10 protein-coding genes and 1 pseudogene are annotated in these 16538 nt (G+C 59.5%); 9 read left to right on the top strand and 2 right to left on the bottom strand.

The features are described 5' to 3' along the window. Window positions 1–13 precede the first annotated feature (13 nt). The 7 genes and pseudogenes from NOM06_RS07260 to NOM06_RS07230 all read left to right on the top strand — a co-directional run bounded on the left by NOM06_RS07260 (window position 14) and on the right by NOM06_RS07230 (window position 12912). Complete coding sequence (locus NOM06_RS07260; protein ID WP_005342720.1) at window positions 14–406, top strand: DoxX family protein; 393 nt, start codon at window positions 14–16, stop codon at window positions 404–406. Window positions 407–650: 244 nt separating this feature from the next. Continuing rightward, window positions 651–4004 carry an exodeoxyribonuclease V subunit gamma gene (recC, locus tag NOM06_RS07255; protein WP_255910771.1) on the top strand — a complete coding sequence of 1118 codons (3354 nt, stop codon included), beginning with the start codon at window positions 651–653 and terminating at the stop codon, window positions 4002–4004. Continuing rightward, window positions 4004–7612 (top strand): exodeoxyribonuclease V subunit beta, encoded by a 3609-nt coding sequence (gene recB, locus NOM06_RS07250; protein ID WP_255910768.1) that lies wholly within the window; start codon window positions 4004–4006, stop codon window positions 7610–7612. The genes recC and recB overlap by 1 nt, the downstream gene beginning before the upstream one ends. Continuing rightward, window positions 7609–9672, top strand: coding sequence for an exodeoxyribonuclease V subunit alpha (gene recD / locus NOM06_RS07245; RefSeq protein WP_255910765.1), 2064 nt, complete (start codon window positions 7609–7611; stop codon window positions 9670–9672). The genes recB and recD overlap by 4 nt, the downstream gene beginning before the upstream one ends. An 87-nt stretch (window positions 9673–9759) precedes the next feature. Then, window positions 9760–10707, top strand: coding sequence for a DUF4238 domain-containing protein (locus NOM06_RS07240; RefSeq protein ID WP_255910762.1), 948 nt, complete (start codon window positions 9760–9762; stop codon window positions 10705–10707). Window positions 10708–11166: 459 nt separating this feature from the next. Next, a pseudogene (locus NOM06_RS07235) lies at window positions 11167–11646 on the top strand (GNAT family N-acetyltransferase). Between the two features lie 267 nt (window positions 11647–11913). Then, window positions 11914–12912 (top strand): sensor domain-containing diguanylate cyclase, encoded by a 999-nt coding sequence (locus NOM06_RS07230; protein ID WP_255910759.1) that lies wholly within the window; start codon window positions 11914–11916, stop codon window positions 12910–12912. An 84-nt stretch (window positions 12913–12996) separates the two neighbouring features. On the opposite strand, the gene NOM06_RS07225 is transcribed toward NOM06_RS07230, so the two are convergent. Next, window positions 12997–13623: a porin family protein gene (locus NOM06_RS07225; RefSeq protein WP_216947539.1), complete on the bottom strand. Its 627-nt coding sequence runs from the start codon at window positions 13621–13623 to the stop codon at window positions 12997–12999. An 820-nt stretch (window positions 13624–14443) separates the two neighbouring features. Here NOM06_RS07225 and NOM06_RS07220 point away from each other — a divergent pair. After that, the gene (locus tag NOM06_RS07220) at window positions 14444–14644 is read left to right on the top strand and encodes a hypothetical protein (RefSeq protein WP_139460851.1); all 201 of its coding nucleotides are present in this window, start codon (window positions 14444–14446) and stop codon (window positions 14642–14644) included. Window positions 14645–14898: 254 nt separating this feature from the next. Beyond that, entirely contained in the window at window positions 14899–15663 is a 765-nt protein-coding gene (locus NOM06_RS07215; RefSeq protein ID WP_005336490.1) for a helix-turn-helix transcriptional regulator, read from the top strand. 40 nt (window positions 15664–15703) lie between these two features. Here NOM06_RS07215 and NOM06_RS07210 read toward each other — a convergent pair whose 3' ends face one another. Further along, window positions 15704–16468 (bottom strand): UTRA domain-containing protein, encoded by a 765-nt coding sequence (locus NOM06_RS07210; RefSeq protein ID WP_058057086.1) that lies wholly within the window; start codon window positions 16466–16468, stop codon window positions 15704–15706. Between the last annotated feature and the right edge of the window lie 70 nt (window positions 16469–16538).

Here is a 16538-nt window from a genome sequence, read left to right as displayed (position 1 = left end):
CGAGGAATATGAAATGGACAAGATGAAAGATGTAGCGCTGCTGGCGGGTCGTGTACTGCTGGCGCTGATGTTCGTAATGGCGGGCTGGAGCAAGATCGGCGGCTATGCCGGAACCCAGGGCTATATGGAAGCGATGGGCGTGCCGGGCTTTATGTTGCCGCTGGTGATCCTGCTTGAGCTGGGTGGTGGCCTTGCCGTCGTGCTGGGTCTCTTTACCCGCAGCCTCTCCGTGCTGCTGGCCGGTTTCACCCTGATGGCTGCCTTTATTTTCCACTATCAGCCTGCCGAACAGATGCAGATGCTGATGTTTATGAAGAACGTCTCAGTGGCCGGTGGTTTTCTGGCGCTGGCGGCGGCCGGAGCAGGGGCTTTCAGCCTGGATGCCCGTCTCGGCAAAAACTGGTAACAGCCAGTCAATTTGAGTTTTCCAAGCCTTTTGGCCGGTGCAACTGCACCGGCTTTTTTCTGTCTGCGAGATAGTACTGCACAAATCTGCGGCGCCCCTCATGGTTCAGCGGTTTACCCGCCTGCTGGCCACAAGTGCCTTTTGCATCTTATCCCCCGATCCCCGACAATTCCTTCTCTTGTGAAGTGACGGAAATGGTTAGCCTTTTCCCTCGCCCCCTCTCATCCACAGGCGGGAATTGCTCATGTTTACCCTCTACCACTCCAATCAGCTGGATCTGCTCAAAGAGCTGCTGGTGAGCCGCATCCGGCAGGCCCCTCTCTCTCACCCCTTCGATCGGGAGCAAATTCTGGTGCAGAGTCCGGGCATGGCCCAGTGGCTCAAGCTGGAGCTGGCCAAGGCCTTCGGCATCGCCGCCAATATCGACTTTCCGCTGCCCGCCAGCTTTATCTGGGAGATGTTCACCCGGGTGCTGGCAGATGTGCCGCGCCAGAGCCCCTACAACAAGGGAGCCATGAGCTGGCAGCTGATGACCATTCTGCCTGCCTTGCTGGGTCGTCCTGCTTTTGCCCCGCTCGCCGCCTATCTGGGCGGGGGAGATGAGGAGGATCCTGCCAAGGATCCCGAGCAGGTGCGGTTGTGGCAGCTCTGCCAGAAGGTGGCGGATCTCTTTGACCAGTATCTGGTCTACCGGCCGGACTGGATCGCCCGTTGGGAAGAGGGGGAAGGATTGAGTCAGGAGCTGGCCGGGGTGAGCGGTCAGGATTGGCAGCCGGAGCTGTGGCGCGAGCTGGTGGCCCGCACCCTGGCGCTCTCTCCGAGTGGCTACCATCGCGCCAACCTCTACGAGGAGTTTATCCACGAGCTGGAGCGCACCGCCGAACTGCCGGGCAAGCTGCCGCAGCGGGTCTTTGTGTTCGGCATCTCGGCGCTACCGCCGCGCTATGTGGAGGCGCTGCTGGCCCTCGGCAGTCGGCCGGAGGTGGAGGTGCACCTGTTCGTCACCAACCCCTGCCGCTACTACTGGGGGGATCTGCTGGATCGCAAGACGTTGGCGCGCCTCGAAAACAAGCTCAAACACGGCACCGATATCGAGACGTTGCAGGGCCCCGCCAACCCGCTGCTCGCCTCCATGGGCAAGCTGGGGCGCGACTACCTGCATCAGCTGATGGAGCTGGAGGTGCCGCAAATCGAGGCCTTCGTCGATATCGACGAAGTGGATGGCAAGGGCAATGTCAGCCTGCTGCGCGCCATCCAGAAGGATGTGCTGGAGCTGGCAGAACGGGGCGCCGGTCAGTTCGATCTCGACAGCAGCCATCACAAGAGCCCGATCGATCCGGCGGATGGATCCTTGCAGATCCACGCCTGCCACGGCCCGATGCGGGAGCTGGAAGTGCTGCACGACCGGCTGCTGGCGCTGTTCGAGCAGGATCCGACCCTCACCCCGAAAGATGTGGTGGTGATGATGCCGGATGTGAACAGCTACGGCCCCTACATTCAGGCGGTGTTTGGCGCGCGCGGTCAGATCCCGTTTGCGGTCTCGGATCGGGCTGCGAGTCAGGAGAGCCCGCTGCTGCAAAGCTTCCTCGCCCTGCTCAGGCTGCCCAACGCCCGCTTCGGGGCTGGCGAGCTGCTCGCCATTCTCGAGGTGCCCGCTGTGCTGCGCCGCTTCGAGCTGGATGATGACGAGTTCAACCAGCTGCGGGTCTGGGTGCAGGAGACCGGCATTCGCTGGGGGCTGGATGACGGCTACCCCGTGCGGTTCGATCTGCCGCCCATGTCCGGCAACAGCTGGCTGTTCGGCCTGCGCCGCATGCTGCTTGGCTTTGCCATGGGGGATGGCGAGCCGGTGGCGGGCATTCTGCCCTACGCCGACATCGAGGGTCAGCAGGGGCTGGCGCTCGGCAAGCTCGCCTGGTTTGTCGATTCGCTGGCAGAATTCCTGCCCCGCCTGCAACAGGCGCAGCCGCTGGCCGAGTGGAACGCCTGCCTGCTGGCGCTGCTGGAGCGCTTCTATCTGGCTGACGAGGATGAAGAGCGTCAGCTTCAGCTGATTCGCAGCCAGCTGGCCGAGTGGCAGACCCGGCTTGGCGAGGCTCGCTTCGAGCAGCCCATTACCGCCGACCTGTTGCAGGACTACCTCGGCAGCGTGCTGGGGGAGTCCCGCTCCAGCCAGCGCTTCCTCGCCGGTCAGGTCAACTTCTGCACCCTGATGCCGATGCGCTCTATCCCCTTCAAACAGGTCTGCCTGCTCGGCATGAACGACGGCGTCTACCCGCGCACCCTGGCCCCCATGGGATTCGATCTGATGGCGGTGGCGTCGCGGCGGGGGGATCGCTCCCGTCGCGATGACGACCGCTACCTCTTCCTCGAGGCGCTGCTGAGTGCTCAGCAGGGGCTCTATATCAGCTATCAGGGCTTCAGCGCGCAGGACAACAGCGACAAGGTGCCGTCGGTGCTGCTGGCGGAGCTGATCGACTATGTGCGGCAGGGCTTTGTGCTGGCGGGGGATGAGGATCTCGATGACGAAACCTCCGGCAAGCGGCTGCTCAACCATCTGATGGTGGCGCACCCGCTCACGCCCTACAGCCGCAACTACTTCTACCCGGAGGCGGGTTCGCGCCTCTTTACCTATGCCGCCGACTGGCTGCCCGCCCTCAATCCGGTGCGCGGCGCGGCCAACTTCCAGAGCGGCGAGCTGCCTCTCCCCCCCGAATGGGGCAAGGAACAGGGGCTGGAGCTGGCGGAGCTGCTGCGCTTCTATCGCCAGCCCACCAAATATTTCCTCAACCGCCGTCTCAAGGTGTGGTTTGAGCTGAACGAAGCCAACATCGAGGATAGCGAGCCGTTCGAGCTGGATGGCCTGCAACATTATCAGCTGAAAGATCTGCTGCTCGATGCCCATCTGGTGGAAGGTGAAAGTACCGAGCGTCGCGAGCGGTTGCAGCTCACCGGCCTGTTGCCGCAAGGGTGGTTCGGCAGCCTGCTGCTGGACGATCTGGACGCCGAGATGGGCAAGCTGGCGGATCGGCTGCGCCCATGGGTTGCGGCCAAGGAGTCAGAAAAGCAGGCGGTGGAGATCGATATCTCCCTCACTCAGGGCCAGCTGCAAGGGTGGATCGACACTCAGAAGGGGCGCTTGCTGGTGGTCAAGCCCGGCAGCTTCAACGGCAAGGATCTGCTGCTGGGCTGGATCCAGCACCTCTGCCTCTCATTGAGCTGCGCCCCCGGCGATACCCTGCTGTTCGATGCCAAACAGAGTCTGCGTCTGCCTGCTCTTGCTGCCGACGAGGCGCGGCCCAAGCTGGCGGCGCTGGTGGCGTGCTGGGCGCAGGGGATGAAGCGGCCGCTGCCGTTTTTCCCCAACACCGCATGGGATTGGCTCAAGGCGATCGAGAAGGATCCCGATAAGCCGGAGGCGGCCGACAAGGCGGCCCTCACCCGTTTCAACGGCGGCTGGATGATCAATGGGGAGGGGCAAGACGTTTACGTCGCCCGCTGCTTCCCCGAACTCGATGACGAGGTGCTTGGTCAGTTGCAGGCGCTGGCTCGCGAACACCTGACCCCGCTACTCAAGACCCTGGAGGAGCTGAAATAATGGCTAACCCGCTCAATACATTGCGTTTTCCCCTCCATGGTGAACGACTGATCGAAGCCTCCGCCGGTACCGGCAAGACCTACACCATCGCCGGTCTCTACCTGCGCCTGCTGCTGGGCCACGGCCCGCTCATCGAAGAGGGGGCTGATGCCGGTCAGCCGAGCGCCCATGAACGGCCGCTCTCGGTGACCGAAATTCTGGTGGTGACCTTTACCGAAGCGGCCACCGCCGAGCTGCGCGGGCGGATCCGCGGTCGCATTCACGAGGCGCGGCTCGCCTTTATGCGCGGCCATAGCAATGATGCCCTGCTGGCCCAGCTGCTGGCCGAGGTGGAAGATCACGAGCTGGCGGCCCGCCGCCTGCTGGCCGCCGAGCGCCAGATGGACGAGGCGGCGGTCTTTACCATCCACGGCTTCTGCCAGCGGATGCTGAAACAGAACGCCTTCGAGTCGGGCGCCCTCTTTGAAACCGAATTTCTCACCGATGACAGCCAGCTTCGGCTGCAGGCGGTGAGCGACTACTGGCGCGCCGAGTTCTATCCGGTGGATAAAGCCCTTGCCAGCGCGGTGCGTGCGCTCTGGCCGAGCCCCGCCGCCCTGCTGCGGGAGATGGGTAGTTGGCTCGACAACAGCGAGCTGGAGATCCACCCCGCGCTGGGGGACGAGACCCTCGCCGCCCGCCATCAGGCGGCCATGAGTCGCATCGCTGCGGTGAAGAGCGAGTGGCTGGCGCAGATGGACGAGATCCGCCGCCAGACGGATGGGCAAGTAAGCCGCTACACCGGCAAAAACTACGAAGGGTGGCTTGCCAAGATAGCCGACTGGGCACAGGACGAGAGCAGTGGCTACGCCATTCCCAAGGAGCTGGAGCGCTTCGGCCAGACAGTGCTGGAGGAGAACCTCAAGAAGGGGGGCGCGGTGCCGACCCTGCCGCTGTTCAGTCAGATAGACGAGCTTCTGGCCAGCCGCCCCGGTATTCGGGATCTGATCCTGCAACGGGCGGCCAAAGTAGTGCGTAGCCGTATGCAGGCCAGCAAGCGTCAGGCTCATCAGCTCTCGTTCGATGACTTGCTCAAAGATCTCGACGGGGCGCTCGGCTCCAGCCTTGGCGAGCGGCTCTGCGAGCGCATTCGCGCCACCTACCGGGTGGCGATGATCGATGAATTTCAGGATACCGATCCCCAGCAGTACCGCATCTTCCATCGCCTTTATGGCGGCCACACAGACACGGCGCTGTTGATGATCGGCGACCCCAAGCAGGCCATCTACGGCTTTCGCGGCGCTGACATCTTTACCTACATTCAGGCGCGGCGAAATGTGAGCGCCCACTACACCCTCGGGCGTAACTGGCGCTCCAGCAGTGCGCTGGTGGGGGCGGTCAACGGCCTGTTCGAGCGGGCGAAAGATCCCTTTATCTACGAGGCGGATATCCCCTTCCTGCCGGTGGAGGCGCAGGGCAAGAGCAAGGCGCTGCTGCTCGATGGCACCACCGCGCCCGTGCTCCAGTGCTGGCAGCTGACCGGCCAGCCCACCTTCAACAGGGGGGATTACCAGAGCAAGATGGCCCGCGCCACCGCCGCCGAGATCCATCGTCTGCTGACGCTGGCCCGCGAGGGCAAGGCGAAGATAGGCGATCAGGTAGTGAAGGCAGGGGATATCGCCGTGCTGGTGCGCACCGGCGCCGAGGGCAAGCTGGTGCAGCAGGAGCTGGCGCGCCTCGCCATCGCCTCCGTCTATCTGTCGAACCGCGAGAGCGTGCTGGAGCAGACGGAGGCGCGGGAGATCCTGCTGATTTTGCACGCCTGCCAGAACCCGAGCGAAGAGCGCAGCCTGCGGGCGGCGCTCGCCACCGGCATGTTTGATCTCGACGCCAAGGCGCTCGATGGGCTGGCCAGCGACGAGCGGGCGTGGGAGAGCGCGGTGCAGGAGTTTATGGAGTACCGCAAGATCTGGCACCGCCGTGGCGTGCTGGCCATGCTGCGGGCCCTGCTGCACCGGCGCAATCTCGCCTCTTCGCTGTTGGCGAGCCCCTACGGCGAGCGGCGGCTGACCAACTTCCTCCATCTCGGCGAGCTGCTGCAACAGGTGAGCAGCGAGCTGGACGGGGAGTACGCCCTGCTGCGCTGGTTGGGGGAGGCGGTGAACCGCCAGAGCGGCGAGGATGCGGAGCAGGTTCTGCGCCTCGAATCCGAGCGCAAGCTGGTGCAGATCGTCACCATCCACAAATCCAAGGGGCTGGAGTACCCGCTGGTGTTCCTGCCCTTTATCTGCAGCCACAGAACCGCCGAGACCCCGCTCTATCACGAGGCGGATGAGGCGGGCAATCGCACCATTCTCGATCTGACCGGCGCCGACTCGTCGCTCGCCGAAGCGGACAGGGAGCGCCTTGCCGAAGATTTGCGGCTGCTCTATGTGGCGCTGACCCGGGGCGTTTACGCCACCTGGCTGGGGCTGGCGCCGGTGCGGGCGGGGGCGGGCAAGTCGGAGAAGACAGACCTGCACCACACCGCCATCGGTTACCTGCTGCAAAAGGGCGAGGAGGGGGATGCGCAGACGCTGGCCACCGCCCTGACCGAGCTGGCACAGGCGCTGCCCGGGGTGGCTGTCGGTGAGCCCTCGCTCACCCGTCCGGCCCCGCTGCCGCCAGAGGAGGAGCAGCTGGGCGAGCCGCAGGTGCGCCACTTTAGCGGTTCCCTTGAGCGGGACTGGTGGATCAGCTCCTACTCCGGGCTGGCGGCGCAGGGCCACGGTCACAGCAAAGGCGTGCTGGCCAATCCCGGCTTCGATGACGAGGTAGTGACCGAGGCGGCCGCGCTGGCTTCCGAGCAACCGGAGGAGGCTTCTCAGCCCTCCATCTTCACCTTCCCGAAAGGGGCGCGCCCCGGCACCTTGCTGCACAGCCTGTTCGAGACCATCGACTTTCAAAGCGCCGCGGGCGAGCCGCTGGCAGAGCATATCGCCAGCTTGTTGTTGCAAGACGGCTTCGACGAGAGCTGGGCCCCCGTGTTGCAACAGCAGGTGGAGGCGGTGCTGGGTACCCCGCTGGAAACAGGCTTTGGCGAGCCGGTGCGGCTGCGGGACTTGAGTGCCGACCGCAAACAGGTGGAGCTGGAGTTCTTCCTGCCCATGGGGCGGGTGACGGCACCGGCGCTGACCGCGCTCTGCCAGCAGCACGACCCGCTGTCGCGGGGCAACAAGCCGCTCAGCTTTGCCACTGTGCAGGGGATGCTCAAGGGCTTTATCGACCTGGTGTTCGAGTGGCAGGGGCGCTGGTATCTGCTCGACTACAAATCGAACCACCTCGGCATGAGCCCCGCCGATTACAGCCGTCCGGCGCTGGAGCGGGCGATGACCGAGCACCGCTACGACCTGCAATACCAGCTCTACTCGCTGGCGCTGCACCGGCTGCTCACCCTGCGCCTGCCGGGCTACGACTTCGAGCAGCACTTTGGCGGCGTTTTCTATCTGTTCCTGCGCGGCATGCCGCAGGGGGGCATTTTCCATACCCGCCCGAGCCGTGAACTGGTGCTGGGGCTGGATAAGTTGTTTCGCGAAGGCAGTGAGCTGCCAGCAGCGGGATCCCAAGCATTGAACGAGGTAGAAGCATGAGCGGCACCATGATCAGCACAGCGACCAGCGCAATGATGGTTGAACGGCTCAAAACACTGGCGCTGGCTGGCCGCATACGCCAGCTGGATCTGCAATTTGCCAGGCTGGTGGCCGACCTTGGCGGCAGCCCCGAGCTGGTGTTGGGGGCTGCGCTCACCTGCTTCGAGCTGGGGCGCGGCCATGTCTGTTTGCCGCTTGAAATGTTGACCGCCGGATCCCTGCGGCCGTTCGGGCTGGATCCCCAGCAGAGCCGGGATCTGCTGGGGGATCTGGCGGATCCTGCCCGCTGGCCCGCTCTGTTTGCGGCTAGTCCCCTGGTTGGAACCGAGCAGGATGAGGGGCTCGCCCCGCGCTGGCCGCTGCGGCTGTGGCACGGTCGGCTCTACCTCACCCGCTACCACGACTTTGAGCTGGGGGTGGCCCGCCATCTGCGCGCCTTGAGTGAACGCGCCGAATGGCCGGAGATTGCCCCGGCCCTGTCGCGGCTGTTTGCCCGCGACTACGGGCTGGTGTTCGCGGCGCTGCTTAAAGCCCGCCTCGCCCCCGACTTCTCGGCCCGCCACTTTATCGAAAAGTATCTGGATCTGGTGTTCCCCAATGAAGTGGATTGGCCCGCCATCGAGGTGCTGCTGGCCAGTGCCCAGGCGGCGAGCGACCTGAGCAAGCTGGATACGCTGGTGCCCGAGGCGCTCTGCTGCAACGGCCAGAAGCTGGCGGCGGCCACCGCGGCGGCGCGCCCCTTTGCGGTGATCTCCGGCGGCCCCGGCACCGGCAAGACCACCACGGTCGCCAAACTGCTCGCCATTCTGGTGGAGACCGGCCTGCAGGCTGGCAAGGCGCCGGCGATCCGGCTGGTGGCTCCCACCGGTAAGGCGGCGGCGCGCCTGACCGAGAGTATCGGCTCTGCCCTGCAGGCCCTCGATCTGCCCCCCGAGTGGGTCGAAGCGATCCCCACCGAAGCAGGCACCCTGCACCGGTTGCTCGGGGTCATTCCGGGGCGCAGCCAGTTCCGCCACCACGCGGGCAACCCGCTGCACCTCGACCTGCTGGTGGTGGATGAGGCCTCCATGGTCGATTTGCCGATGATGGCGCGCCTGCTCGATGCGCTGCCGAGCCACGCCCGCCTGATCCTGCTCGGCGACAAGGATCAGCTCGCCTCGGTGGAGGCGGGGGCCGTGCTCGGCGATATCTGCAGCTTTATCGAACAGGGCATCAGCCCGGCGCAGGCGGATTGGCTCTCCCGCCAGACCGGCTACCGCTTGCAGGGCTTGCCCGCAGGGGCACCGGTGCGCGACAGCCTCTGTTTGCTGGCCAAGAGCTGGCGCTTTGATCAGCATTCGGGCATCGGCCATCTGGCGCGCGCCTGCAACAGCGGCGATGCCGCGGCGGTGGAATCAGTCTGGGGCGCAGGATTCGCCGATATCAGTCTGCACCCCTGGGCCGGGGAGGCCTACGACGCCCTGATTGCCCAAGGGGTGGCCGGTTACGGCAGCTATCTGAAGGCGGCTCGCGCCGGGGAGGCGCCCGCCGCCGTATTCAAGGCATTCAACAGCTTCCAGATCCTCTGCGCCCTGCGCGATGGCCCGTTCGGGGTGCTGGGGCTTAATGAACGGCTCGAACTGGCCCTGTCACGGACTGGCCTGATTGCCCGCGATGGCGACTGGTATGCCGGTCGCCCGGTGATGGTGGTGCGCAACGACCACGGCGTCGGCCTCTACAACGGCGATATGGGGCTCTGCTTGCCCGATGAAACCGGGCGGCTCAAGGTATGGTTTGAGCAGCCGGATGGCACATTGCGGGCACTTTTGCCCAGCCGCTTGCCACCCCACGAGACGGTCTACGCCATGACCATCCACAAATCCCAGGGCTCGGAGTTTGCCCATACCGTGCTGGTGCTGCCCGACAGCCCCAGCCCGCTGCTCACTCGCGAGCTGGTCTATACCGGCATCACCCGCGCCAAGGCCCGCCTCGATCTCTATGGCGATCGCGCCCTGCTGGCACAAGCGGTGCGGAAAAAGACCGAGCGTTATTCCGGATTGGCGGAGAGATTGGGGGAGTGATGGGGATGAATGTTTATTAGCCAAGCATGAAAAAATATTATTTGTTGTGCTTTATATTGTTGTGGGCTTTATGGATATTTTATTGACATGAAGAAACTTGAAATAAAAAAGAATCATCACTATGTTCCTGCTTCCTATCTGAAGGCGTGGTCAAAGAATAATTCTGATGTATTTCATACTACGGCCAAGAATAAAGTGGTCCGTGGAAGTATAAAAGGGATCTCGAAGGAGATTGATTTTTATAAAATGACCACGCTGTCAACTCATCATATTGATGTAGTGAAGCTAGTCGCCAGTTATAGTCCTGCACACCTTCGGGAGGTTCATATGGCGGTCATCAATGACTTCCATAAGATACAAAACATAGAGGCTTTTTATAAAAACTGCTGCCATCCTCATCAAGACCTAGATGCAAGGATTAATACTCTGAAAAGTAATTCTATGGAAAATATTTATGCCGCTGATGAACGGGATTTTTTCTCAATTTTAAATTGTATTAAGGATAGAGATTTTAATTGTTTACGTGGTGATAGGGAGTTATCAGTTTTCTTTTCATATATTGGGCATCAGTTTACGAGAACTAAAAGGTTTAAAGATGCATTTCTAAACACTGAGCGGATGAAGGCTGAACCTGAATATCGCAAGCTTTATTGTGAATCATGGTTTTTAATTAGTTATATATTGGGGGTGAGTTATGGTTATTCTCTCTTCGCAACGAAAGAGAGCAGGCATATATGTTTTCTCGTTAATGAGACTGAAGAGCCTTTTATAACATCAGATCATCCAATCATTAATTTGTTGGGGGTGGGTGGTTTTACCGATAGTGAATTTGAGAGATCTGAGCCATATTATCCTTTAAGTCCTTCTATCGCGGTTGTGATTGGTGGCTCTTCAGGGTTTAAACGTGGATGTAATAAAATAGGGAGTGATGTTGCATTAAAGCTAAATAAAATGCTTGCTAGTCAATCACATACATACATTGTAGGTGTTGATGAGGGGCAATTAAAGATATTGAATAAACATAGAAGAACGTGATTACGGATGTTGGGTTTCACAGATTCAGCGCAACTGTTTCTGCGGAATATCTTTTCCTTTCTCCTTATCCCAGGCATTTATTTTAATAAATGGGAGAAGGGAGATTGAGCTCCCTTTTATCTGGTTCGCACCATGAGATTATCCGGCATTTGTAGGTTCGATTAGCGAAGCGTAATCGGACGATCGCGTAATTTGGCAATCGTGTAATCGAATATCAGGCAATCCAATATCGCATCATAGAAATATGTGCAATCCGCCACTCCCGAATCTCCCCCGATTGCCAACGCCATATCCCCGATGCTGCTTTATCCCCTCTCCCTCCGGGAGAGGGCAGGGTGAGGGCAGGTAGTGTACAAAGAACGAAGTGAATTGCACCGCTGCTATTTATCTGCCAAAAGGTGTAATGCGCTGCGCTTATTACACCCTACATCCAACCAACACACGACAGGATGTCATTGCTTGAGACTTGAATTTAACACCATCGATCTGGATCGAGATTACGAGCTCTGTGTGCAGGCACGCAGGGATGCCTATTTTTGCAGTTTTCATACCCATGATGGATTTGCCGACTTTATCGACGGTTATCGGGAGCGGATCCGCGAAAGGCTGGGGCAAACGCAATGGCACTACCTCCATGTCTAGGCGGGTGAACAACGGGTGGGCCAGCTGGAATTTCGCTGCTTTTCCGATGAGCCCGAGACCGGCTATGTGCAACTGATTTATCTGTTCCCCGAATATCGTGGCACCGGTTTGGCTGCCGGGTTGCAGGCCTATATCCGCCAGCAGTTGCTGGGAGCGGGTTGTAAATGGGCCATGCTCTCCGTGAGTCGTACCAATGTGCGGGCCTTGAATCATTACCGGCGCTTTGGCTGGGTTTTTTTACGTCCCAATCCGAAACATCAGGAGACAGATTTTTATCGACTGACTCTGGCCGAGTGACCTCTGTGGGGGTCTCTGGGTATCCCCTCATTTATTCCCATCCCCCAAATGACTGAATCGTGAGTTAAATCCGGTAAATGGGGCGCGCTTGAGCCACACTTATGGCCACCCTGATTCAGCCTGCGCCGTGAGTGGCCGATAACCGGGGAAACAGTGGTGCGGTGGGGTTCTGGCTGACAGATCTGTTGCAATATGCCAAGGTAGCGCCTCACGACAACAGAGCGATTCCCCGTGGTGGCGCGGGGCGGAAGAACAAGGATAACTGCTATGGTGCAGGACAGTGACACGATCAGGATCTCGGATGTCAGCGAGGCCGTGGTGCATGGCATTCTGGAGGTGACCAGCGATGGCATCTGGGATTGGCATGCCAATACCGGTTTTGTCTATCGCAACCCCGGCTGGTACCGGATGCTGGGTTACGAGCCTCACTCCCTCGGCAATACCGTCTTCACCTGGGAGAACGTGATCCACCCCGACGATCTGGCGGCGGTGATGGCAAAGTTTGATCTCTGCCTGAGCGGCAGCGTCCATGAGTATCGCGCCGAGTATCGTTGTCGCTGTCGGGATGGCAGTTACCTCTGGATTGAGGATTGCGGCCGCATCATTGAGCGCAATCCCGATGGCTCTGTGGCGCGGATGATCGGCGCCCATCGCGATATCCACGCCAGCAAGTTGTTGCTGGAACAGCTGGAGCGGCGCAATCAGTCGCTGGAGCAGCAGGTTGCCGAGCGCACCGCCGAGCTGGTGCGACTCAACGAGGCGCTGCAACAGAAAGCCGAGGAGAACCGTCTGCTGGCAGAGACCGATGCCCTGACCGGTGCCGCCAGCCGCTATCGGCTGGAGCGGGCGTTGCAGCTGGAGTGCGAGCGGGCGCGCCGCTTCCATCAGCCGTTTACGGTGATCGCCATGGATGTGGATAACTTCAAGCAGATCAACGACAGCTATGGCCACAACGCCGGGGATCAGACCCTGATCAACATAGTGGCGCTGGTGCGCCGCCATATCCGCGAGATCGATCTGCTGGCCCGCTGGGGCGGTGACGAGTTTATGGTGTTGTTGCCCAACACCGGCCGCGAGGATGCGCTGGTGGTGGCGAGCAAGTTTCAGGCATTGATGGCGAGCGAGCCCATCTGCCCGCACGCGCCCGCTACCATGAGCTTCGGGTTGGCGGAGTATCAGCAGGATGAGCAGAAGGAGAGCCTGATGGTGCGCGCCGATCGGGCGCTCTATCAGGCCAAGCAGCTGGGTAAAGACCAGATCTGCTAACGCGAGGTACGGAAAAAGAGCAGTAAAAAGGGCCGCAGGTTTGAAACCTGCGGCCCTTTTGTATTGTGACTGACGCTGCGCGACTTAGAAGTGGTAGCGCAGACCCAGCTTGAAGGTATCCAGAGAGTAGTGCTCGTCACCCAGGCTCAGGGCGTCGAACTGGCGCTCGTAACCGATACCGGCAGAGAAGTGGTCGTTGAAGGCGTAGTCCAGACCTACTTCCAGATTGGGGTGTACCTTGCTCTTGGTTGCGCTCTCGTTTACCTGACCGCTGAAACCGAGGAGGGTGGCGTTGCCGACAACTTCCACTTCGGTGCGGGTGTAGGCGATGCCCGGTTTGGCATAGGCGCTGAAGCCCCAGGCCAGCGGCTGGCTCAGCTTGGCTGCCAAGCTAATGCTGCGGGTTTCGATGGTGGTGTCGGCAAAGCCGCTTGCAATCGGGGAGGTTACCCAGGTCAGCTGATCCATCTGCTGGGCGTGCAAGCCACCTTCAACCGCCAGCCAGGGTTTGAAGCTGTAACCCACGATCAGGCTGCCGCCGTCGAGCTGGTCGTCGATCACTTTGTCGTCATAGGCGTCTTTGGCTGCACCATCGAGATCCATTTTGGAGGTGGTCAGGTCCAGACCTGCATACCAGCCTTCGGCATGGGCGCCGCCATTCATGGCCAGAGCAAGCAGGGAGAATGCGGCAATTTTATTAAACTTGTTCATGGATAAATAACCTTGTGTTGCGTGAACTGCGTGTGATTTATATTGCTCAATCCATGAAGCTTTTTATATTTCCGTCATTGCTCTGCTCTCACAGAGGGGCCGCAGTATAGTCAGCACATTTCTGAATAACAAGAGAGTGATTTCCCCATTCTTCTAAATATGACTGGCGGCCATCAGGGTCATTTTGTTTAATAAATGGTGTTATTAGAGTTTTAGCTTTATTGAGGTTTAAATAATTAACTGGTGAGGCAAATGACAGGCTGTGAGTTCGGTTTTGATTATATGTGATTGATTTATATCGGCATTAAATTTTCATTCGAGCGTCACCGTGATCAGTTGTCTAAAAATTGGCATCTCAGATGTCACTCACAGGTGTCAGGCTCTTTTTGATGTTTTTTTGAACGCCTCACAAGGTGAAACCGTGAGAAAAAAATCTATCTTTTTGCCTGTTTTTTGCTCTTTCTGAGGTTTGGGATTGTTCCCATCGAGGGTTTTGGTGGTCTTTTGAGGCTGTTTTTGCGTGGGCTATGTTGCCCACCAGATGAGTGGGTGGGTTCTTATGGGTGGCTTTTCTCTTCACCCGGCAGCAGTTGTTGGGGTGGGAGCGGGGAGTGATAAGTAAATATTGGTAGTACTGGTTGATTAATTTTGTTGTCTTATATATGCAAGCCATTTAAAAGATAAGTTTTTGATGTTTTAAATTATTTTCTTATATTCGTTTTTATATTGAGTGAAGCTTCCAATCAAGCCATTTAAATATATTGAATGGCAATGAAACGCTATTGATGACAGTTTAGGATACCTTGCCAGAGAGGTCGTGATGGTTGGCGCATCAGTGGGCGGCGGGTGGCCGGTGACACTTCCCCTTGCCGGGGCCCTTGACCTGACCTGCGAATTCAGGGAAAAGAAAAGGGCGGTGCTATCAGCGCCGCCCAATGCCAGGAAAGAGAAAAAACCTTACGGTTTAAAAGATAAAAATTTGGAAGCAAACAATCGATTTCTCAACCAGGAAGGGTCTTGAATTCGATACGTTTCGATTATGCGCGATGTTCTATGCAGCACTAGCAAAATGTTTGCGGGTTGAAAGATATGCACTGTCTGGTGTCAGATTTTGCGACCTCATCGTTCAACTGGTCTGTCCTGATGGGTTTTGTAGGCGATTTTTTCTCTAGGCTGTTTTTTCGGTGTCAATATCTGAGCCTTGAAGGTAAAAACAGGTCAGAAGCTGACTCGGCATAACCATGCAATGAAAGTGCGATAACAAGGAAGAGTGGCATGACCTACAGCCAGACGCTGGCCAACAATATTCTCGACACCCTGAAGAAGACCCTGACCGACAAGGGGATCCGCTATCAGACCCTGGCAGAGGCGATGGGTGTCTCCATCGCGACCGTGAAACGGATGATGAACAAGCCCTCGCTGCCGTTTGATACTCTGCTGGAGATCTGCCATCTGGTGGGGCTCTCGTTCGAGGAGTTGCTGGATCGCACTCAGGACGCCCAGAGCCGCCGCGCCGTCTTCACTCAGGAGCAGGACGAGGCGTTTCACAACGAGCCGGGGCTCTACGCCTTTCTCGCCAATATCTTCTGGCGCGACAAGACGCTGATCGATCTCAAGCGGGAGTACGGCCTGACCGATGCCTCCTGCTACCTCTATCTGCGCAAGCTGGAGAAGCTTGGCATTTTGCAGCTTGGTATCGACAACAGTTACCACTTCCTGATCAGCGAGCGGATCAGCTTCGAGCAGCACAGCCGTTTCGCCCGCCAGCAGGCGCGGCAGGCAATGTCGGTGCTGGGGGAGTATCTGGTGGAGAACATGCACAAGTCGAACAACTATATGGCGCTCTGTCAGCTGCACCTCAACGAGGGGGAGGCGATGGCGCTGATCGACCGGATGAAGGAGTACTGGCATCAGGAGATCAAGCTCAACCGCCCCGCCATCGGTCAGCAGGAGCACGCCAAGACCTACACCATGTCGCTGCAACTGGCCGATTGCGGTTACCAGAGCTTTGACGACATGATCCCCAATATCGACAACTGATCCCGGCGGATCCTGCGGGATCCGCTCTGTTGGCGGGAGTCTAATCTGCGACCCGGGTTTGTTGCAGCTTGCCTGCGAGCGGCTGCAATGCTCGCGTATCCAGACAGATGCGGATGGCATCCGGTCGCCAGTGCTCGATATCGCAATCCACCAGACCACCCCGCTCGTCATAGTTGACCCGCACCAGCCGCAGCACAGCGCTCCCCTCCGCCAGATTGAGGGCGCGGGCGATGGCGCCGCGCGCTGCCGAGGGGGTGATCTCGAGACTCGCCCCGCCTTGGCCTATGCCATAGCGCTGCTGATAGAGCTCGGTGAGGGAACTGGCCAGCGGCGCGCTGGCGATATCGGGAAAGCGGCTCGCCAGCAGGTGGTGGCTGACGTGGAGCACAGGACGGCCATCGATCAGTCGCTGGCGGCGGATCTCATAAAGTGGGGTGAAGGGTTCCAGCCCCATCCAGCGGCACAGTTCGCTGCTGGCAAGTTCGCTGCCGTGGGCCAGCACCCGGGTTTCGGCGGTGCGTTGCTGCTCGCCGATCCACTGGTGAAAGTGGGTGTGGATGGCGGGATCATAGGTGAGGCGAGGCGGTGCCACGAACCAGCCGCGCCGCTCGGCACGGTAGATAAGGCCGTCTGCTTCGAGGCTGGAGAGCGCCTCCTTGATGGTGATGCGGGTGGTAGCGAAGCGTTCGCTCAGGGCCCGTTCGGCGGGCAGCTGCTGTCCGGCCCCTAATTGGCCGCTGCCGATATAGCGGCGCAGGGTCTGGCAAATCTGTTCGCACTTGGAGGAGGAGCGGCCATCGGCCATGCTCTGTTCGTTCACTCTCTGCTCGCTCAATCTCGGCTCGGTCACACTCTTGTCCCTGTTGCTTATTCAG

The organism is Aeromonas sp. JL9 (assembly GCF_024436075.1).
Lineage (GTDB): Bacteria > Pseudomonadota > Gammaproteobacteria > Enterobacterales > Aeromonadaceae > Aeromonas > Aeromonas veronii.
This window is presented reverse-complemented; position numbering and strand designations above follow the sequence as displayed.